This window comes from Kitasatospora sp. NPDC036934 (assembly GCF_055608425.1).
Genome location: NZ_JBVJQR010000034.1, coordinates 46,543 through 66,785, shown reverse-complemented (window position 1 = coordinate 66,785; position 20,243 = coordinate 46,543). Strand labels below are relative to the sequence as shown.

The 20,243-nt window shown below is 72.0% G+C and carries 16 protein-coding genes and 1 pseudogene; 9 read left to right on the top strand and 8 right to left on the bottom strand.

The window, feature by feature from the left end; translation table 11 throughout:
• Positions 1-96 (bottom strand): annotated as a pseudogene (locus tag ACZ7BZ_RS33730) (electron transfer flavoprotein subunit beta); the annotation flags it as partial.
• A 373-nt stretch (positions 97-469) separates the two neighbouring features.
• Between ACZ7BZ_RS33730 and ACZ7BZ_RS33725 the strand changes: the two are divergent.
• Both ACZ7BZ_RS33725 and ACZ7BZ_RS33720 read left to right on the top strand, forming a co-directional pair.
• Entirely contained in the window at positions 470-1,789 is a 1,320-nt protein-coding gene (locus ACZ7BZ_RS33725) for a hypothetical protein (protein WP_470361676.1), read from the top strand.
• Positions 1,786-2,367 (top strand): hypothetical protein, encoded by a 582-nt coding sequence (locus ACZ7BZ_RS33720; RefSeq protein ID WP_470361675.1) that lies wholly within the window; start codon positions 1,786-1,788, stop codon positions 2,365-2,367. Before ACZ7BZ_RS33725 ends, ACZ7BZ_RS33720 begins: the two co-directional genes overlap by 4 nt.
• Here the strand turns inward: ACZ7BZ_RS33720 and ACZ7BZ_RS33715 are convergent.
• The gene (locus tag ACZ7BZ_RS33715) at positions 2,336-4,498 is read right to left on the bottom strand and encodes an ATP-binding protein (protein ID WP_470361674.1); all 2,163 of its coding nucleotides are present in this window, start codon (positions 4,496-4,498) and stop codon (positions 2,336-2,338) included. The two genes, ACZ7BZ_RS33720 and ACZ7BZ_RS33715, sit on opposite strands and share 32 nt — an antisense overlap.
• A 264-nt stretch (positions 4,499-4,762) precedes the next feature.
• Here ACZ7BZ_RS33715 and ACZ7BZ_RS33710 point away from each other — a divergent pair, with 264 nt between their 5' ends.
• Positions 4,763-7,810 carry an AfsR/SARP family transcriptional regulator gene (locus tag ACZ7BZ_RS33710; protein ID WP_470361673.1) on the top strand — a complete coding sequence of 1,016 codons (3,048 nt, stop codon included), beginning with the start codon at positions 4,763-4,765 and terminating at the stop codon, positions 7,808-7,810.
• Between the two features lie 147 nt (positions 7,811-7,957).
• On the opposite strand, the gene ACZ7BZ_RS33705 is transcribed toward ACZ7BZ_RS33710, so the two are convergent.
• The 4 genes from ACZ7BZ_RS33705 to ACZ7BZ_RS33690 form a co-directional block, all read right to left on the bottom strand.
• On the bottom strand, positions 7,958-8,755 hold the full coding sequence (locus ACZ7BZ_RS33705) for a family 1 encapsulin nanocompartment shell protein (RefSeq protein WP_470361672.1): 798 nt from the start codon (positions 8,753-8,755) through the stop codon (positions 7,958-7,960).
• Between the two features lie 14 nt (positions 8,756-8,769).
• A complete protein-coding gene (locus ACZ7BZ_RS33700) occupies positions 8,770-9,795 on the bottom strand; it encodes a Dyp-type peroxidase (RefSeq protein ID WP_470361671.1) in 1,026 nt (341 codons plus the stop codon).
• Between the two features lie 181 nt (positions 9,796-9,976).
• On the bottom strand, positions 9,977-10,603 hold the full coding sequence (locus ACZ7BZ_RS33695; protein WP_470361670.1) for an FMN reductase: 627 nt from the start codon (positions 10,601-10,603) through the stop codon (positions 9,977-9,979).
• Positions 10,600-11,736, bottom strand: coding sequence for an LLM class flavin-dependent oxidoreductase (locus ACZ7BZ_RS33690; RefSeq protein WP_470361669.1), 1,137 nt, complete (start codon positions 11,734-11,736; stop codon positions 10,600-10,602). The genes ACZ7BZ_RS33695 and ACZ7BZ_RS33690 overlap by 4 nt, the downstream gene beginning before the upstream one ends.
• 147 nt (positions 11,737-11,883) lie before the next feature.
• Between ACZ7BZ_RS33690 and ACZ7BZ_RS33685 the strand changes: the two genes are divergently transcribed.
• On the top strand, positions 11,884-12,645 hold the full coding sequence (locus ACZ7BZ_RS33685) for a PP2C family protein-serine/threonine phosphatase (protein ID WP_470361668.1): 762 nt from the start codon (positions 11,884-11,886) through the stop codon (positions 12,643-12,645).
• 135 nt (positions 12,646-12,780) lie between these two features.
• Here the strand turns inward: ACZ7BZ_RS33685 and ACZ7BZ_RS33680 are convergent, their stop codons facing one another.
• Entirely contained in the window at positions 12,781-13,353 is a 573-nt protein-coding gene (locus ACZ7BZ_RS33680; protein WP_470361667.1) for a DoxX family protein, read from the bottom strand.
• A 193-nt stretch (positions 13,354-13,546) separates the two neighbouring features.
• Here ACZ7BZ_RS33680 and ACZ7BZ_RS33675 point away from each other — a divergent pair, with 193 nt between their 5' ends.
• Together ACZ7BZ_RS33675 and ACZ7BZ_RS33670 are read left to right on the top strand one after the other, a co-directional pair.
• Positions 13,547-14,143: a TIGR03086 family metal-binding protein gene (locus tag ACZ7BZ_RS33675; protein ID WP_470361666.1), complete on the top strand. Its 597-nt coding sequence runs from the start codon at positions 13,547-13,549 to the stop codon at positions 14,141-14,143.
• Between the two features lie 122 nt (positions 14,144-14,265).
• Positions 14,266-14,742 (top strand): hemerythrin domain-containing protein, encoded by a 477-nt coding sequence (locus tag ACZ7BZ_RS33670; protein ID WP_470361665.1) that lies wholly within the window; start codon positions 14,266-14,268, stop codon positions 14,740-14,742.
• 69 nt (positions 14,743-14,811) lie between these two features.
• Here ACZ7BZ_RS33670 and ACZ7BZ_RS33665 read toward each other — a convergent pair whose 3' ends face one another.
• A complete protein-coding gene (locus tag ACZ7BZ_RS33665) occupies positions 14,812-15,597 on the bottom strand; it encodes a VOC family protein (protein WP_470361664.1) in 786 nt (261 codons plus the stop codon).
• A 369-nt stretch (positions 15,598-15,966) separates the two neighbouring features.
• Between ACZ7BZ_RS33665 and ACZ7BZ_RS33660 the strand changes: the two genes are divergently transcribed.
• The 3 genes from ACZ7BZ_RS33660 to qcrB all read left to right on the top strand — a co-directional run bounded on the left by ACZ7BZ_RS33660 (position 15,967) and on the right by qcrB (position 20,219).
• A complete protein-coding gene (locus ACZ7BZ_RS33660) occupies positions 15,967-16,647 on the top strand; it encodes a TetR/AcrR family transcriptional regulator (protein WP_470361663.1) in 681 nt (226 codons plus the stop codon).
• Between the two features lie 176 nt (positions 16,648-16,823).
• Positions 16,824-18,362 carry an MFS transporter gene (locus tag ACZ7BZ_RS33655; protein ID WP_470361662.1) on the top strand — a complete coding sequence of 513 codons (1,539 nt, stop codon included), beginning with the start codon at positions 16,824-16,826 and terminating at the stop codon, positions 18,360-18,362.
• 228 nt (positions 18,363-18,590) lie between these two features.
• Positions 18,591-20,219, top strand: a complete 1,629-nt coding sequence (gene qcrB, locus ACZ7BZ_RS33650) for a cytochrome bc1 complex cytochrome b subunit (RefSeq protein WP_470361661.1) — start codon at positions 18,591-18,593, stop codon at positions 20,217-20,219.
• The last annotated feature ends 24 nt before the right edge of the window (positions 20,220-20,243 follow it).

The following is a 20,243-nucleotide window of genomic DNA, read 5'->3' as shown; positions in this document are numbered from 1 at the left end:
CACACCCTCCCGGTCAGTGGTGTGGTCGTCCGCGAAACGACGGTCACCCGTCGCGTCCGGCACGTACTTCACACAGACGACGATCCTCAAGCTCATGAGCGGTTTCTCCTGTCACGGGTGCACGGATGCACTGGATCCATGGCCTCAGGTCAGGCCGAGGGTACTGAGTGCCAAGCCCGACCCGGCCGCCGTTCGCGCGCCGCTAGCGCCACCTGGACCGGCAGGCCGTGTCGGATCTCTTCGACTGGCGTCAGAGGCTCCATCGAAAGAATACGGCACTCAGTACCCTTCGTAAAGGCACTCAGTACCCTACCCGGCGCCCGGCGGCCCGCCGTCCGGGCGCCAAGCGGACACAAGGTTTCCGCAAGCCCACGCCAGGTCTCGTCAATGAATCCGCCAGCCGGCCCGGGGAGCATCGGTGGCGGGGCTCGTCGACGGCCCCGACCTGCGATCAAGGAGGGGGAAGGGAATGACCTTGGTGCACGGGGAACAGGACATCACGACCACCGACGGGACGCACAACGGCCACCGCGCGGACGGGAGGCCCGGTGGCGCGGCCTGGAGCAACAACGGGCCGTGGGAGACCCTGCCGGACCGCAAGCGGGTGCTGGTCGTCGCCCAGACCATGGTGTACGCCCAGCGGCTGCAGGACTTCTACGCGCTGCTCGCCTCCGACCTGCGGATCCACGTGCAGTTCACGGTGGCGCCGCACATGTTCAACCGGGGTGCGGCGGAGGGGCTGCTGGCCCTCGGCGCCACCGTACTGCCCTGGGAGCAGGCCGTCCGGCGCGAGTTCGACCTCGTCCTGACGGCCGGCTCGCAGGGGATGGAGCAGTTGCACGGGCCGGTCGTGCGGCTCCCGCACGGGGCGGGCAACATCAAGCTGTCCCGGGGCGGCGGAGCGAACGGCGAACGGGCCGCCATCGGGTACGGCCCGGACTACCTGTGCTGGGAAGGCAGACTCGTCCCGAGCTCGTTCGCGCTGGCCCACCGCGAGGAGCTGGACGAACTCGGCCGCAGCTGCCCCGAGGCCCTGCCGATCGCGGAGGTGGTCGGCGACCCCTGCTACGACCGGATCGCCGCCGCACTACCGCACCGGGAGCACTACCGGACGGCGCTCGGGCTACGGCCGGAGGAGAAGCTCGTCCTGGTCTCCTCCACCTGGGGGGCCGGCTCGCTGTTCACCCGGCTCGACGCCGTCCTTCCCCGGCTGACCACCGAACTGCCCCGGCCGGGCTACCGCACCGCGCTGCTGACCCACCCGAACATCGCGGCGGCCCACAGCCCCTGGCAGGTGCGCTCCTGGGCGACGGCCACCGGGCGCGGGGCCGTGTCGGTCCTCCCTCCGGAGGCGGACTGGCGGCCGCTGCTGGTCGCCGCCGACTTCGTCATCGGCGACCACGGCTCGGTCACCCTGTACGGCGCGATGACCGGCGTGCCCGTGCTGCTGGCCGAGTACCCGCACCGCAACGTCAACCCCCGCTCGCCCTCCGCCCAGCTCGCCCGGACCGCGCCCGCGCTCGCCCCCGGGCACCCTCTCACCGACCAGCTCGCCTACGCCGCCGAGCAGTACCGCCCGGAGGAGTACGCGGCGATCGCCGACCGGATCAGCTCCGAACCCGGCCGCTTCGACCGCAACGCCCGCCGACTGCTGTACCGGGTGCTCGGACTCGGCCAGCCCGCGCACAGCCCGGCGGCGCCGCCGCTGCCGCTGCCGGCTCCGCTGGACGCCGTGCCGGACGGCCCGCTGGGCGGCCCGCTGCTGCCGGACTTCCGGCGGGCCGGATGACCGCCGACCTGCACACGGTCGTGCGGCTCGCGCCGGTGGCCGGCTCCCCGGCCGTGGTGTTCGAGGCGCTGGTGGTGTCCCCGGCCGGTGTCCGCCACGGGCTGCTGGTCGCCGGCCGTCCGGGCCCGGACGGGTACGACCGGCCCGGGCCCGGCTTCGAGGACGAGCACCTGGCGGCCGACCTCACCGCGTCGACGGGCTTCCGCCGACGGCGGCAGGCCGACGTCCTGCACCTCGGGCCGCTCCCCACGGCGGACCTCCACGTGCGGCTCGCGGAGGTGCTCTCGGTGCACCCCGGATGTGCGCTGGCCACCGCCGAGACCCGGACGGGAGCGGCGCTGTTGCTCGCCCGGACGGGGGCGCGGCTCGTCCTGCCCGCCCCCGGTCCAGTCGGCGGTCCAGTCGGCGGACCGGCCGGCGGTGCGGTCCGATCGCTGACGCTCGGCTCGCTGGCGCACGCATGGCTCGCGGCCGGGCGACGGCTGACCGAGCTCACCCGGATCGACGTCCTCGGGCATCCCTCCCCCGAGCCGGTGGCGGCCCGGCTCAGGACTCCGGCGCGTCGAGACGGGGGGTGACGGCAGAGTCGACGGCGTACGCGGCGAGGCGGTCCGCCAGCCGGGCTGCCTCGGCCGTGGCACCCACCTCCCGGTAGCGGGCCAGGGACTCCTCGAACCGGGCACGCGCCGCCTCCGGGCGGCCACGCCGCTCCTCGACCTGCCCCGCGAACTCCAGCGTCCGCGCCTCCCAGTGCGCCGACAGCCCGGCCCGGAAACCCGCGAGAGCCTCCGCCAACCGGACCTCGGCGAGCTCGTACGCGCCCAGCAGGCCGTGCGCCAGGCCCAGGAAGGCCGTCGCGCGGGCCGCCTCGTAGTCCTCCCCGATCGAGGACAGCTCCCGGCCCGCCCGCTCGATCGGCCCCACCGCCTCGGCCGCCCGGCCCGCCAGCAGCAGCACCTCGCCGTACGCCAGCCGGGCCAGCGCCGAACCGCGCAGGTAGTCCTCCGCCTCCCGCAGCTCCACCACCCGGTGCAGGCACTCGGCGGCCTCGTCCAGACGGCCGGCCATCCGGTGGGTCTGGCTCAGCCCGTACAGCGCGTCCGCCTGGGCCAGCGGCTGGTTCGTCGCCCGGGCCAGAGCCAGCGCGTCGGCGAACCACCGGGCCGCCTCCTCCCCGTCGCCCGCGTTCCGCAGGCCGTTCCCGCCGGAGGTCAGCATCCGCAGTTCGCCGGCCCGGTCCCCGGCCGACCGGGCCGCCCGCAGACCGATCCGGTGGGCCTCCACCCACAGCCGGGCCGGGCGCAGCCGCAGGAACAACGGCCACATGGCGTCGGCGAGTTGCCAGGCGGCAGCGGGGCGGTCCAGCTCCTCGCACCAGCGCAGGAGCTCGGCCAGCCGGTCGCGCTCCTCGTCCAGCCACTCCAGGGCGCGCACGCCGTCCGCGAACTCCCGTGCCGGGTGGGTGGATCGGGTGAGGTAGTCGCGGGCGAGCGTACGGTGGCTCGGCGAGACGACCGCCTCGGCGGCCGTGGTGGAAGCCAGGTACCAGTCGACGATCCGGTCCAGGGCGGTCCGGGTCGGGTCGGCGTCCCGGGCCTCCGCCCCGCGGGCCCGGGCGTGCAGCCGGACCAGGTCGTGGAAGCGGAACCGCTCCGGGCCCCTCTCCTCCAACAGGTGCACGTCGATCAGACCGTCCAGCAACCGGTCGGCCCCGGCCGGGTCGGTGTCCGCCAGGACGGCGGCGTTCTCCAGCGTGAACTCGGCGAACGGCAGCAGGCCCAGCAGTCCGTACAGCCGGGCGGCCTCCGGCTCCAGCACACCGTAGGAGGCGTCCAGCAGGTCCCGCACCGTCTCGCCCCCCGCGTTCAGCGCGGCCAACCGGTCGCTTCCGCGCCCGAGCAGCTCGGCTGCCGCCGCCAGCGGCTGGGCCGGGCGTGCCGCGATCCGCGCCGCGGCCAGGCAGATCGCCAGCGGCAGCCCGGCGCAGGCGTCCACCACCTCGGCCGCGGCGACGCTCTCGTCGGCCACCCGGTGCTCGCCGACCCGCTCGGCGAGGATCTCGGTCGACGCCTCCGGCGCGAGCGGCTCCAGCGCGCGGAACACCGCACCGTCTATCCCCAGACCGGTGAGCCTTCGCCGACTCGTCACCACGACCACCGTGCCGTCCGAGCCCGGCAGCAGCGGGCGGACCTGGGCCGCCGTCGAGGCGTTGTCCAGCAGGACGGCGATCCGCCGCTCGGCCGCCAGTGAACGCCACAGCGCGGCGCCCTCCGCCAGGCTCCGGGGCACCGGCGAGATCCCGAACGCCCGCAGGAACGCGCCCAACGCCTCCGCCGGATCGGCCGGCCCACCCGGCGCGTACCCGCGCAGATCGGCGTACAGCTGACCGTCCGGGAAGCGCCCGGCCAGGCCGCGCAACCACTGGGCGGCCAGTGCCGTCTTCCCCACCCCGGCCGGGCCGGTCACCACGAAGGTTCCGTCCGGCGCGCCGCCGTCCGGGCTCAACGACCGGTCCAGCGCCGCCAGATCGTCCTCTCGTCCGATCAACCGCCTTGGACAGGGCGGGAGTTGCCGTGGCCTTGGCAGCGGCGAGGCGTGCAGGTGCACCCCGCCGTTGATCGTGCCCGCCTGCACCACCGAGCCCCCGACCCCTCCGCCGCCGGTCAGCGAGTTGCGCACGACTCCGAAGGGCAGGTTGGCATCCGTCACCGGCCACCACCGACCACGGCCGATCCTGTCACTGGCTCCCCCCGCCTTCGACGAATTAACCGCGTGCATTTAGCAGATGACATGTCGTCAAGTCGAGAACATTCCCAAAGGACCATCCCCCGAACCCCATCGTGGTATAGCCGATCACCCCGAACGCATGCCATGCTCACCCGCGACACGGCAAGCTGGTAGCCAACCGGCGGGGGGCGTCACATGAAGTTCCATCTCCTGGGATCAGTTGAACTGTCGGTGAACGGAGAGCCATTGGCACTCCACTCCGACAAACGGCGCCAACTGCTGGCTTCACTGGCCCTGGAGGCCGGAAGGCCGCTCTCCCACACCTCGCTCGCGTACCGACTGTGGGACGAGGAACCACCGCCCAGCGCTCTGACCAGCCTGTACAGCCACGTTTCCCACCTCCGGGCACTACTCAGACGCGCCGCCCTGGCCACCGGAACGGAGAACTCCAGGGAAGCCCCGACGATCGACACCCGATCGCACACGTACACCCTCCGGGCCGACTCCCAACTCATCGACTGGCACCGATATCTGGACCTCTCCCAGCAAGCCGGACTTCTCGCCGAGAACGGACAGGACCACCAGGCCAGAACCGTCCTCAGCCGCGCCGAGGAACTCTGGGGCGGCGAACCCCTGGCAGGCCTGCCCGGCACCTGGGCCCGCAACACCCGCGCCACCATGGCCGACCAACGCTTCACCACCACCCTCCAACGGATCGAGATCGACCTGCGGATCGGCCGCCACCACGAACTGATCCCCGAACTCACCGCCCTGCGCGAGAACCGCCCCACCGACGAACGTCTCGCCGCCCTCCTGATGACCGCACTCCACGCAGCCGGCCGCCAGGCCGACGCCCTGGCCGTCTACCCCGCCGTCGTCCGGCTGCTCCGCGCCCACCTCGCCACCGAACCCGGCGAGGCGCTCACCCGGCTGCACCGGCTCATGCTCAACGGCGAGCCGCTGCCGGGAGCGCGGGCGCGGGTGTCCGCCGGCCCTCCGGCCGCCGCGGTTGCCGCCGCCGCTCCCGCTCCCGGCCCCGCTCCCGGCCCCGGTCCGGTGGAAGCGCCCGGACGACACCGGTTGATCGGACGCCGGGACGACCTCCGACGTGTCCTGCCCGGCGCCGGAGCCGGCCAGGGCGGGGTCGTCACCGTCTCGGCGATCCTCGGCATGCCCGGGGTCGGCAAGACCACACTCGCCCTGCACGCCGCCGACCTGATGCGCGCGCACTTCCCCGACGGGTACGTCTACCTCAACCTGCGCGCCCACGTCGGCAACCAGCCGCCGCTCACCCCCGAGGCCGCCGGCGCCCTGCTGCTGAGACGCCTCGGCGTGCCCGCCACCACCATCCCGCTCGACGCCGACGAGGTCTTCACCCTCTGCACCGAGGCCCTCTCCACCCGCCGGGCCGTCCTCGTCCTCGACGACGCCGCCAACGCCGCCCAGATCCGCCCGCTGCTGCCGCCCGCGCCGTCCGCCCTGATCATCGTCACCAGTCGCCAGCGGCTCGCCGAACTCCCCGGTTCCCGGCCGGTGTTCCTGGACGTCCTGCCGGTCGACGACGCCGTCACCCTCTTCACCAACGTGGTCGGCCCCGAGCGCTCCGCCGACCGGGACCGCGTGGTCGAGATCGTGAACCGCTGCGGGCTCCTCCCCCTCGCCATCGAACTCGCCGCCAGCCGCCTCAAGGCCCGCCCCTCCTGGACCCTCGACCACCTCGCCCGCCGCCTCTCCCGCAAGGCCCGCCTCGCCGAGATCCGCAGCGGCACCGCCAGCATCGCGCGCGCCTTCGAGGTCTCCTACCAGTACCTTCCGGCGGGCCAGCGATCCGCATTCCGCTTGCTCGGGCTGTACCCGGGACCGGATTTCGGAGTCCACGCGGCGGCGGCGCTGCTCGGACGGACGATCGATGAGACCGATGAGGTTCTTGAGGCCCTCCTGAACTGCCATCTGATCGTCGAAATCTCGCCCGAGAGATTCCAACTACACGACCTCCTGAGGGAGTTCGCGGTTGCGTTGGGCGTGGAGGAGGAGCAGTGGGAATCGGCAGTGGACCGCTTGCTCCGCTTCGCGCTGCACGCGGCTGACCAGGCGGATCGCCTGCTCTATCCCCGCAGATCCAGAACCGGGCTTCCGGCGGACCACGAATTCGATGACCTGGACGATTGGTTGGGAGATATCGAGATCAATTCTCCCGCATCGGCCCGGACCTGGCTGGAGTCGGAGCACACGGCCCTGATCGCCCTGACCGCCCAGGCCCACCGGACCGGGCGCGCCGAGACCGGAGCCTGGCTCGCCCACGTCCTGGCCGGCCACCTGGACGCCGAGGCGTACTGGAGCGAGGCGCAGGAGATGCACCGGGCCGCAGCGGCCCACTGGCGGTCGGAGGCGAACGATCGGCAGGAGGCAAGGGCACTGATCGACCTGGGAGCGACCCTGGCCAACGCCTCCCGCTACGAGTCCGCCGCCGAGGCACTGGAACGCGGGCTGGCCCTCGCCCGCCGCCACGACGATCCTGATGCGACCGCGAACGCACTCAGCCTGCTGGGACAGGTGCGCTGGAACCAGAGCCGTCTCCAGGAATCGCTGGCGATCCAGGAGGAAGCACTGGGCATTCGACAGGAGATCGATGACCAGTGGAACGTCGCGCGCTGCCTGGCGAACATCGGCATCGTCCACCGCTCCATGGGGAATTACGAACTCGCGCTGGGCGCCTACAACAGGGCCTTGCCGATTTCCCGAAAATTCAGCGACCGGGTTTTCGAGCTGCGCATCCTGAACAACATCGGAGATCTCCAGCTCATCTCCGGAAACACGTCGGCGGCGCGCCACACATTCGAGCAGATCCTCCACATCGGGCACGGCCACATATCCCAGTTCGACCTGTCCGTCGTCCACGTGAACCTGGCCGCCACCCTGGAAATTCCGGCGGAACTCGACTGCGCACTCTCGCTGTATCGGTCGGCATTGGAGACCTTCCGATCGGTCGGCAGCGTCCGTTACGAGGCGGACGCCATCAACGGCCTAGGCTCGGCGTACCTCTCCGTCGGCCGGCACGAGGAGGCGCGCGACCAGTACGTCGTGGCCCTCGGCCTCGCGCGATCCATCGGCACGGCCCGGGAAGAAGCGACCGCCCTGCGGGGGCTCGGCCAGTGCGAGGCGGCGCTCGGAAACGCGGACAACGCCATCGAACATTTGCTCGCAGCCGTCAATCTTGCCGAGTCCGTCGGTATCGCCGATGAGGCGACCCAGGCCCGCATGGCACTCGTCGAGCTTCGCGCCCATCAAGCATGACAATCGCATTTTGCGTAAAACTTGCAAACGGCTAAGATCCCCAGGCGTCGGCAGATCTGCCGACGCCCCCTTAGGCCTGCGAGTTACTCAGGAGTAGCGAATGTCAATAGGTCGTGAACCCACCTTCTGGGATATCCCCATCTGGTGTTAAGCACCTAGGGCGACGGCCGCCTCTCCCGTGTACACGCTGAAAGTCAACGACTCCTGAAGGTACAGCTGTACCGAGTCCGCGTCGTGGGAGAGGTAGCCCACCGAAACGTCCTGCCCGAGGAAGAGCTCGAAGTCGCCGCCCCGGGTGGAGAGCAGGAAAGCGCCCTCGATCGCGGGGGCCCAGATGATGTCCCCGTCGAGCAGCCGGGCCAGGTGATTGTGGATCGGGTACCCGTGATCACTGCGTTCGTTCACGGCGGTGAACGCCTCCGCGCCGAGCAGGAGTGAGTACGGGCCGCCGACGCCCGCGAGGCGGAGGGCGGTGAGGGCGCGGCTGACCGCCTCGGGGGACTCCCTCACGTCGCCCGGGAGTTGGACCGGCGGGTTGCTGGAGGCGGCGCGGATGCCCTCGATCTCGGCAGCCCGGTAGCCCTCGAAGACGGCGCGGTCCTCGGCGCGGGCGAGGGTGCGGGCCGCCTCCTTGACGGGCTGCCAGTCGGAGTCCCGGGAGCCGCGTTCGACATCGTCGACGGCCGCCCGGCTGACGGTGAACGGGACGCGCAGCTCGACCACCGGGCGGGCGGCGCGGGCGTGGGCCTGGACGCCGTCGAGGGGTGGTTCGATGCCGGTGAGGTGCCCGGTGCCGACGGCGGCGAGGGTGGAGCCGCCGGGGCCGTTGAGGTCGACGACCCTGCGGCCGGCGATGTGCAGCTTGAAGGTCTGCCGGGCCTCCTCCTCGATCTCCTCCCAGGCGGCGGTGGAGACGGGGGCGAGCTCGCGGTGCAGGTTGTTCATGGCGCTGGTCCTGTTCAGGAGGTCGGCTTGAGGCTGCCGATACCGAGCGAGCCGTCCGGACGGACCCGGTCGTCGGCGGCGGCCGGGGCGGCGGCCACCACGGCGGCGGGCGGCGGGGAGTCCAGGAGGTCGGCGGTCGGGACGAAGAACAGCGAGCCGGTGACGGCGGTGGAGAAGTCGAGGAGCCGGTCGGTGGTGCCGGACGGCCGGCCGATGAACATGTTGCGCAGCATCTCCTCGGTCACCTCGGGGTCGCGGGCGTAGCCGATGAAGTAGGTGCCGAACTCGCCGCCCCGCTCGAAGGAGCCGAAGGCCATGTTGAAGCGGACGATCTTCCGCTCCTCGCCGTCGGGGCCGGTGATCACGGTGAGTGCAACGTGCGAGTCGGCCGGTTTGGCGTCGTCGTCCAGCTCGATGTCGGTGAGCTTGGTGCGGCCGACCGCCCCCTCCTGCTGCTCGGTGCTCAGCGCGTTCCACTTGTCCAGGTCGTGCAGGTACTTCTGGACGATGACGTAGCTGCCGCCGGCGAAGTCCGGGTCCTCCGGCCCCACCACGGCGGCGGTCTCGGCCGCTCGGCCCTCGGGGTTCTCGGTGCCGTCGACGAAGCCGAGGAGGTCCCGGTCGTCGAAGTACCGGAAGCCCTGGACGGAGTCGACCACGGTGGCGGCCCCGGCGAGGCGGGTGGTGAGTTGGCCGGCGAGTTCGAAGCAGAGGTCCATCCGCTCGGCCCGCAGGTGGAGCAGCAGGTCGCCGGGGGTGGCCGGGGCACGGTGGCGGGTACCGGCCAGTTCCCGGAAGGGGTGCAGGGCGGCGGGCCGCGGGCCGTCGAAGAGGCGGTCCCAGAGTTCGGAGCCGATGCCGGTGACGCAGGTGAGGCCGCCCTCGGGGGCTCGGAAGCCGACGGCCCGGCGCAGTCCGGCGAGGTCGGGCAGGAGGTCGCGGACGGCGTCCTCGCGGCCGGGCTCGACGGTGAGGACGAGGAAGATCGCCGCGCCGGTCAGCGGGGAGAGGACGGCTTGCGGTTCGGGCGGCGTACTCACGGCTGCCGCCTTCGAGAGCGCGTGCACAGGGCACGACGAACCGGAACCAATCTGATCATGCCAATGATTACATCGCATAGCAGACAAATCGGCGCGGCCGACACACATCCGAGAGGCCCCGTCGGAGGGCGGTCCGACGGGGCCGTTGGAATGAACCGCCTCGCCCCCAGAGCGGGAGGTCCTAGACCCGCAGCGCCGCCAACTGCTCGGCGAACGGGACCACCTGCTCCGGCGCGGCCGCCACCGCCGCCGGAGCGCGCCCGGCCAGCAGGGCCGCCAGTTCGCCCGCCGCACGGTCGATCCGGCCCGGCAGGCCGTCGGTGAGGGCGTCCCCGGTCGTGCCCCAGTCGTCGGTGGCCGCGTACACGGCGGTCGGCAGCACCACCGCACGCAGGTAGCTGAACAGCGGCCGTACGGCGTGCTCCAGGGCGAGCGAGTGCCGGGGCGTGCCGCCGGTGGCGGCTATCAGCACCGGCTTGCCCGTGAGCGCGTCGTGGTCGATCAGGTCGAAGAAGGACTTGAACAGGCCGCTGTAGGAGGCGGTGAAGATCGGCGTCACCGCGATCACCGCGTCCGCCTCCGTCACCGTCCCGATCGCGTCGCGCAGCGCTGCGGCCGGGAAGCCGGTGACGAAGTTGTTGGCGATGTCCACCGCGAGGTCGCGCAGTTCGATCACCGTGACCTCGGCCTCCCGCCCCTCCCCCGCGAGCCGGCGCACGGTCGACTCGGCGAGCCGGTCGGCCAGCAGACGGGTGGAGGACGGCTTGCTCAGCCCGGCACTCACCACAGCCAGCTTGAACACGGTCACCGGGAGACCTCCTCCTTCTCATGGGCGTCCTGAGCGCCACTGACGTCCTGGGAGCCCTGGGCATCCCGGGCCGCGACCAGCGCCGCGTGGGTCGGCCCGTCCGGCACCTCGGCCGGGCGGCCCTTGGCGAACTCGGCGCGCAGCACCGGCACGACCTCCTCGCCGAGCAGGTCCAGTTGCTCCAGCACCGTCGTCAGCGGCAGGCCGGCGTGGTCCATCAGGAACAGCTGGCGCTGGTAGTCGCCGAAGGTCTCGCGGAAGGTCAGGGTCTTCTCGATGACCTCCTGCGGGCTGCCCACGGTCAGCGGGGTCTGCTCGGTGAACTCCTCCAGCGAGGGCCCGTGCCCGTACACCGGCGCGTTGTCGAAGTACGGACGGAACTCGCGCACCGCGTCCTGGGAGTTCCTGCGCATGAACACCTGCCCGCCGAGGCCGACGACGGCCTGCTCGGGAGTGCCGTGGCCGTAGTGGGCGTAGCGCTCGCGGTACAGGTCGACCAGCTTCTGGAAGTGCTCCTTGGGCCAGAAGATGTTGTTCGCGAAGAAGCCGTCCCCGTAGTAGGCGGCCTGTTCGGCGATCTCGGGGCTGCGGATCGAGCCGTGCCAGACGAACGGCGGGACGCCGTCCAGCGGGCGCGGGGTGGCGGTGAAGCCCTGCAGCGGGGTGCGGAAGCGGCCCTGCCAGTCGACCACGTCCTCGCGCCACAGCTGGTGCAGCAGCGCGTAGTTCTCGATCGCGAGCGGGATGCCCTGGCGGATGTCCTTGCCGAACCACGGGTAGACCGGGCCGGTGTTGCCGCGGCCCATCATGAGGTCCACCCGGCCGTCGGCGAGGTGCTGGAGCATCGCGAAGTCCTCGGCGATCTTCACCGGGTCGTTGGTGGTGATCAGCGTGGTCGAGGTGGAGAGGATGATCCGGTCCGTCTGCGCGGCGATGTAGCCGAGCATGGTCGTCGGCGAGGACGGCACGAACGGCGGGTTGTGGTGCTCGCCGGTCGCGAAGACGTCCAGGCCGACCTCCTCGGCCTTGCGGGCGATGGCCACCATCGCCTTGATCCGCTCGTGCTCGGTCGGGGTGCGGCCGGTGGTCGGGTCGGGGGTGACGTCGCCGACGCTGAAGATTCCGAACTGCATGCTGTTCACCACACTCCAGGAGGTCCCAGGTAGTCCAACTTTCAACCACCCTAGCACCCGGGTGCGGATCCTTGTTCCCGCCGACAATGGAAGGCGGGGCGGCGGCGACCGACCACGGGAGCGGGCCCCCCGGAAAGGCGGCCGACGATGGCGCCGTACATCGCGGTGAGCGCGCTGAGCCACGAGGGCCTGGTGCGGGAGCACAACGAGGACAGCCTCACGGTCGGCCCGTGGACGCTCTGCGCGACCGTGACCACCAACCCGCAGACCCTGCTCTTCCCGCTCGGCCCGCCCTGCGTCGTCGCGGTCGCCGACGGCCTCGGCGGCCACCCCGGCGGCGAGGTGGCCAGTGCGCTGGTCGCCCGCCGGCTGGCCGCCAGCGGAGCCGCCCTGAACGACGAGGAGACCGTCCGGGAGGAGCTGCAGGAGTGCAACCGGGCGGTCTACGCGGCCACCGCCGGGGAGCCGGAACTCGCCGCCATGGGCACCACCATCGCCGGGCTGGTGCTGCTGCCCGAGCAGGTGGTGGTCTTCAACGTCGGCGACAGCCGGGTCTACCGGGTCACCGGGGACGGGCTGCACCGGGTGAGCGTGGACGACAGTCCGCCGCTCCCGCCCGGCCGGCGCACCACCTCGGTGGTCACTCAGACCCTGGGCGGCTCGCTCGGGCTCACCTTCGTCGAGCCGCACGTACGGGTCGCGCCGCTCGCGCCCGGCGACCGCTACCTGGTGTGCAGCGACGGCCTGACCGATCCGGTGCCCGAGGAGGAACTGGCCGGACTGCTCGCCCGTCCGGACGAGACCTCCGACCGGGCCGACGGGAAGGCCGCCTTCGAGCTGTGGAAGGCGGCGGTCGAGGCGGGCGGGCCGGACAACATCACCCTGGCACTGGTGCGGATCGGCGCATAGCCGGGCACGCAGCCGAGCGCACAGCCGGGCAGGCAGCCGGGCGCGGTTCGCACGGAAACGCCCGGAGGCCGTGCTGACGAGTCGTCACCACGGCCTCCGAACAAGTGCGTCGAGCCGCTCGCGCGGCGGCGTCGGCTACTTGCGCAGCAGCAGGATCACCCCGGCCATCGCCAGTCCCACCAGCACGGCGGCCGCGCCGTACGCCAGCCGGTGCGCCTTGAGCACCGGCAGGAAGCGGTCCGCCGCATAGCGGCCCGGGCCGGTGAGCGCGAGGGCGGCGGCGCCCGCGGTCAGCAGCAGCACGTACTCGTTGCCCTTCGGGGCGAAGAAGCCGCCTCCCCAGGTGACGGCGATCGCGTTGACCATCGTGCCGACGATCGCGGCGCCCGCCAGCGGGGTCAACAGGCCGGCGGCGAGGCCCAGTCCGCCCAGGGTCTCGGTCAGGCCGGCGACCACGGCCATGGTGTTGCCGGCCGGGTAGCCGCTCATGGTGAAGAACTGACCTGTGCCGTCGATCCCGCCACCCCCGAACCAGCCGAACAGCTTCTGACTGCCGTGCGCGGCCATGGTCAGGCCGAGCACCAGGCGCAGGAGCAGGAGTCCGGCGTCATAGGCGTGCGGAGAGGTGGTCGCGGACCCGGAGCCGTCCCGGGCGGGGCGGGCGGTGGGGCTGGTGGCGGCGGTCGTGCTCGGGCTGCTGCTCGGCATGCGCGTCTCCATCGATCGGGGTCGGTCGTAGGGCTGTGGATGGTGGTGCGGCCGGGCAGGCTGTGGCGTCCCGTGCCTGTTGTTGAAATTTGAACCGGCCGCTCACCTGACCGTATCGTGAAGTTCGAATTTGAACAACCTGCGCCTGGTGAACGACTCGCGCGCCCCACCGGGACCGGGGCAGGGTGGAGACATGGCTCAACGCAGGCAACACCAGCGGGCCGCCCGGCCCGGTACGCCCTATCCCGAGGCACTCGCCGCCTTCGACGAGCGGGTCCGGCTGGTCCCGCCCGACCGGTGGGACGCCCCCACCCCGTGCGCCGACTGGTCGGTCCGCGACCTTGTCAACCACCTCACCGGCGAGCAGCTCTGGATCCCCGAGCTACTGATGGGCGCCACCCTCACCGAGGTCGGTGGCCGCTTCGACGGCGACGTGCTCGGCGAGGACCCGGTCGCCGCCTGGACCTCCGCCGCGGAAGCCGCCCGACAGGCCTGGGAGGTGCCCGGCGCCACCGAGCTCACCGTCCACCTGTCCTTCGGGGACGTCTCCGGGCAGTACTACCTGGACCAGCTCACCACCGACCTGGTCGTCCACACCTGGGACCTCGCCCAGGGCATCGGGGCCCGCACCCGACTCCCGGCCGCACTGGTGGACTTCGCCCTCGGCCAGTTCGGCGACTACGGCGACCTCTCCGGCAGCGGCCTCTTCGACCCACCGCTGCCGGTCCCCGAGGACGCGAGCCCGCAGACCCGGCTGCTGGCCCTCACCGGGCGCCGCGACGGGGGCTGAACCGAACGGGACCGGCCCGGACAGGCCCGGACAGGGGCCCGGACCGGGGGTTCCGCCCGGCAGCGCCGGATACTGGACAGTACGGGGGCCAGTCCTGATCCCGGACGAGAGGCGGGCGCGCCATGAACCGCAGGCCGGACATCCTCGGGGAGTTCACCGCCGACCACAAGGCCATCACCGAGCTGCTCGACCGGACCCAGGCGGCCCCGGCCGGCTCGGCCGAGCGCGGCGAGCTGGTGACCAAGCTGACCGACCTGCTGTTCACCCACTGCGCTGCCGAGGAGGAGCACCTCTTCCCGCTCGTCCAGCACGACGTGCCCGAGGGCGGGGCGCTGGTGTTCCGCAGCATCCACGACCACCTGGCGATCGGGCAGCACCTCGCCGACCTACAAGGACTCGGCCCGGCCGACCCCGCCTTCGGCACCCTGCTCAGCGGCCTCGCCGGCACCCTCCGACGGCACCTGACCGACGAGGAGGAGGTGCTCTTCCCCGCCGCCCGCAAGGCCCTGCCGGCGGCGGACCGCGCGGCCATGGGCGACCGGCTACGGGCGGAACGGGCCGAAATCGGCCACGCGGAACGGTCCGCCGGGCCGACCTGACCCGCCGCACGGAACGACCCGCCGCAGGGAGTGCCCCCCGGGCGGACCGACCCGCCGGCTCGGCCCCGATCAGCCCTTCGGGCTGATCACCGCGAACCGGGCGCCCTCGCGGTCCCGCAGCCGGGCCACCCGGCCGTACGGGGTGTCGAAGGCCGGCCCGACCGCCGAGCCGCCCAGCTCCACGGCCAGGGCCAGCGCCCGGTCGGTGTCCGGGACGGCGAAGGACACCTCCCAGTGCGGCGGCATGCCCGCCGGGCCGCTCGACTGCTCCTTGGCCAGCGCCGCGACGCTGTGGCCCTCGGCGCGCAGCACCACCCGGTCGTGCTCCCAGCGGACCTCGAAGTGCCCCGGGTCCCGGTCGTCCCAGCGGAACACCTCGCCGTAGAACAGCGCCGCCGCGAACGGGTCCGGGGTGCGCAGCTCGATCCAGACCGGGGCGCCCGGCAGATCCAGCTTCCGGGCGCGGCCCAGCGGGCCCTCCCAGATGCCGAACACCGCCCCGGCCGGGTCCGCCGCGAAGGCCACCCGCCCGGCGTCGAAGGCCAGCGGGCCGACCGCCAGGGTCGCACCGCGCTCCCGCACCGCGTCGGCGACGGCGTCGGCGCTCTCCGTCCCGAAGTAGCTGGTCCAGGCCACCGGCACCGCCCCGAGACCGGCCACCCCCAGCCCGGCCACCGCCTCCCCGCCGACCACCGCGTGCACGTACGGCCCGAAGCGCTCCGGCGCCGACTCGAACTCCCAACCCAGCAGCGGACCGTAGAACCCCTTGGCGCCCTCCAGATCCCCGGCCATCAGGCTCACCCAGCACGGAACGGCCGCCACACAGCGCCGGGCGGCCGTCTCCTCGCCGCTCATCGCGAACCTCCTCGCCCACCCGGCCGCCGGGCCCCTCCCGACTCCCACGACCCACCGGCCGCCCGGGACGCCCACAGCCTAGGCCGACGGAGGGATCCGCCCCGGGAAGGCACGGCCGGGCTCAGCGCACCCAGTTCTTCAGCGGCTCGGGGTCTCCAGAGCGACGCCGACCCGCCCACCGGGGCAATGAGAACACCGGCGAGTGGTTACGGGGCGTCTGGCCTCCGACGACGGCCAACCCCACCGACACACTCCCCGATGTGACTCAGGTCACATCGGGGACGGAAATTACGGGGACAGATTCCCCGTTTCCGAGTACGTTGGAGAAAGCGGGGAGAATTTCCCCGGTATCCTGGAGGAGCAGTCGCCATGACCACCGTCGCCGCAGAGCCGGCCCGTTCCACGGGGAGTGTGCGTACGCCGAAGTTGCGTGCGGACGCCAGCCGGAACCGGGAGCGGATCGTGCTGGCGGCCCGGGACGCGTTCGTCGAGCACGGTGCCGAGGTGCCGCTGGACGAGATCGCGAAGCGGGCGGGGGTCGGCAATGCCACGCTGTACCGGAACTTCCCGGACCGCACGGCGCTGATCCAGGAGGTGGCACTGCTCGTCAAGACCCGCATCCTGGCCCTCGCCGAGAAGGCGACGGCCGAGGCGGACGCGGGCGAGGGCGGCGGTCCGTTCGAGGCTCTGCAGCGGTTCGTGCACGCGACCGTGGCGGAGAAGGTCGGCGGGCTCTGCGCCGTCTTCACCAGCACCGTCGACCCGGACGACCCGGAGTTGACCGAGACGCGGGAGCGCCTGCGGTCCGCCGTGAGCGGACTGATGGAGCGCGCCCGGGCCACCGGCGAACTGCGGTCCGACGTCGATCACGGGGACCTGTTCGTCGCGATCAGCCAGCTGTCCCGGCCGCTGCCGGGTACCTCCTGCCGACTGCTCGACGAGTTCGTCCACCGCCACCTGCAACTGTTCCTGGACGGCCTGCGCGCGCCGGCCCGTTCGGCGCTGCCCGGCCGGGCCGCGACCTTCGAGGACTTCCGCTCCCGGGACTGACCGATCCATCCGGACCCGACACCACTGATCCGACCCACCAGCACCCCGCCCCCGCGCGGCTGACCGGCGCCGTCGCCGGACGCCTCCGGGCGCCCTCGCACCCGTACGGCAACCTGTCGTTCCCGTACGGCAGTTGACCGTTCTCGCACACCTCGCACCGTGAAATGGGTACCCCCATGTCTCAATCCGACGCCGCCCCGCAGGCGACGCTGCCCGATCCCCGGCGCTGGAAGGCGCTGATCTTCATCGGCCTCGCCCAGCTGATGGTCGTCCTCGACGCCACCATCGTGAACATCGCCCTGCCGTCCGCCCAGACGGACCTGGGCATATCCGACGGCAACCGCCAGTGGGTGATCACCGCCTACGCGCTGGCCTTCGGCGGCCTGCTGCTGTTCGGCGGCCGGATCGCGGACCTGTGGGGCCGCAGGCGGACCTTCATGGTCGGTCTGACGGGCTTCGCCCTCGCCTCCGCGCTCGGCGGCTTCGCGGTCAACACCGCGATGCTGCTCGGCGCCCGCGCGCTGCAGGGCGTGTTCGGCGCGCTGCTCGCACCGGCCGCGCTGTCGCTGCTCGCGGTGACCTTCACCGAGGCCAAGGAACGGGCCAAGGCCTTCGGCATCTACGGGGCGATCGCCGGTGGCGGTGGCGCCATCGGCCTGATCCTCGGCGGCGCGCTGACCGAGTACCTGAACTGGCGCTGGACCTTCTTCGTCAACATCCCGTTCGCCATCGCTGCCATCGCCGGCGCCGTCCTGGTGATCCGCGAGCCCGCCGGGGGCCGCAACCGCAACAAGCTGGACATCCCCGGCGTGCTGCTGGTGACCACCGGTCTGGTCTCGCTGGTGTACGGCTTCACCCGCGCCGAGTCCAGCGGCTGGACGGCCGGCAGCACCCTGTCGCTGTTCGCCGCGGCCGTCGTCCTGCTGGCCGCCTTCGTCCTGGTGGAGCTCAAGGTCAAGGCCCCGCTGCTGCCGCTGCGCGTGGTGCTGAACCGCAACCGCGGCGGGGTCTACCTGTCGCTGGGCATGGCCGTGATCGGCATGTTCGGGCTGTTCCTCTTCCTGACCTACTACCTGCAGGTCGTGCGCGGTTACAGCCCGGTGCTGACCGGTGTGGCCTTCCTGCCGATGGTGGCGGGCATGATCACCGGCTCCACCCAGATCGGCGCCCGGCTGATGACCCGGGTCCCGGCGCGCTACCTGATGGCGCCCGGCTTCCTGACCGCCTCGGTGGGCATGTTCCTGCTGACCCACATCGGCCTGGACACCTCCTACCCGGCGCTGATCCTGCCCGGTCTGGTCCTGATGGGCCTCGGCATGGGCACCGCGTTCATGCCGGCCATGAGCCTGGCCACCCACGGCGTCCAGCCGCGGGACGCGGGCGTGGCCTCGGCCATGGTCAACACCTCGCAGCAGGTCGGCGGCGCCATCGGCACCGCGCTGCTGAACACCATCGCGGCCAGCGCCACCACCAGCTGGCTGACCTCGCACGCCGCCGCCATCGCCACCGCCGCCACCCCGGAGGCCGCCAAGGCCGTGCAGTTCCAGGGCATGGTGCACGGCTTCTCGACCGCGATCTGGGTGTCCTTCGGGATCCTGGTGGCGGCCGCCACGGTCGCCTTCACCTTCATCAACGCCGGTCGACCGGGTGCGGCGGGCGCCGGCTCGGACGCGGGTGCGGCGAAGGTCGACGAGGTGCCGGTGCTGGTGCACTGACCCTCTCGGGCCCCTGCGGGGTGCCGCCCTTCCACGGGCGACTCGGGTGCGAACGCGGCCCGTCCGGTGTCTTCCACGACACCGGACGGGCCGCTCGCGTTGTGGCGGGTCGCGCGCAACAGCGGCTTCCGCCCCCTCCGATAGAAGCGGGGATCACTCCCCGGTATGGTGACCCCAGCATGAAACGGGGAACCCTCCCCGCTTCCTTCGGACCCGAGGTGCGTGGACATGACGCGGAATCAGAACCCAGGACGGGGGCGGCGGGCCGCCGACTGGGCGGACGGCAGGCTGGGGATCCACACCCTGACCCGGGCCAACCTGCGGAAGATCTTTCCGGACCACTGGTCCTTCATGCTGGGCGAGATCTGCCTCTACACCTTCCTGATCATCATCCTGACCGGTGTCTGGCTGACCCTGTTCTTCAAGCCCAGCATGGGCGAGGTGGTCTACAGCGGCTCGTACGTCCCGCTCAAGGGCGTCCCGATGTCCGAGGCCTACGCCTCCACCGTGGACATCAGCTTCGAGGTGCGGGGCGGGCTGCTGATCCGGCAGATCCACCACTGGGCGGCGGTCGTCTTCGTCGCGGCCATGTTCGTGCACATGATGCGGGTGTTCTTCACCGGCGCGTTCCGCAAGCCGCGTGAGATCAACTGGGTCTTCGGCTTCCTGCTGCTGTTCCTCGGCATGCTGGACGGCTTCTTCGGCTACTCGCTGCCGGACGACCTGCTGTCGGGCACCGGCATCCGCTTCATCGAGGGCGTGGTGCTGGCCCTGCCGCTGGTCGGCACCTACATCCAGATGTTCCTGTTCGGCGGGGAGTTCCCGGGGCACGACATCGTGCCGCGGTTCTTCACCATCCACGTGCTGCTCGTCCCGGGCATCATGCTCGGCCTGCTGGTGGCGCACCTGATCCTGGTCTTCCACCACAAGCACACCCAGTGGGCCGGGCCCGGCCGCACCGAGAAGAACGTGGTCGGGATGCCGCTGATGCCGGTCTACACGGCCAAGGCCGGCGGGTTCTTCTTCCTGGTCTTCGGGATCATCGCGCTGATGTCGGCGGTCGCCACGATCAACCCGATCTGGGCCTACGGCCCGTACCGTCCGGACCAGGTGTCGACCGACGCCCAGCCGGACTGGTACATGGGCTTCGCCGAGGGCCTGATCCGGGTGATGCCCGGCTGGGAGATCGGGATATGGGGGCACACCCTCAACCTCGGGGTGCTGATCCCGTTCACGCTCTTCCCGGTGATCCTCGGCGCGATCGCGGTCTACCCGTTCATCGAGGGCTGGGTGACGAACGACGGACGGGAGCGCCACCTGCTCGACCGGCCGCGCAACGCGCCCGTGCGCACCGCTCTCGGCGCGGCCTGGATCAGCGTCTACCTGGTGATGCTCGCGGGCGGCGGCAACGACCTCATCGCCACCCATCTGCACCTGTCGCTCAACACCATCACCCACGCGGTGCGGATCGGCTTCTTCGTCGTCCCGGTGGCCGTCTTCGTGGTCACCAAGCGCTGGTGCCTGGGCCTCCAGCGACGGGACCGCGACAAGGTGCTGCACGGGCGGGAGACCGGTGTCGTCAAGCGGCTGCCGCACGGCGAGTTCACCGAGGTGCACGCCGGGCTCGCGCCCGCCGAACTGCACCGGCTCACCGCCCACGAGCAGCCCCGCCCCCTCGAACTGCCGCCCGCGGTGGACGAGAATGGAGTGGCCCGGCCGACGGGCGCGCTCACCCGCACCCGCGTACGGCTGTCCCACGGGTTCCACGGCGAGCACGCCAGAATCGCCAAGCCCACCGCCGGGGAGTACCGCGAGCATCGTGAGATCACCCAGGGCGAGGGCCACGGTCACCACTGACCCGCCCCCCGACAGAGGGAGGAG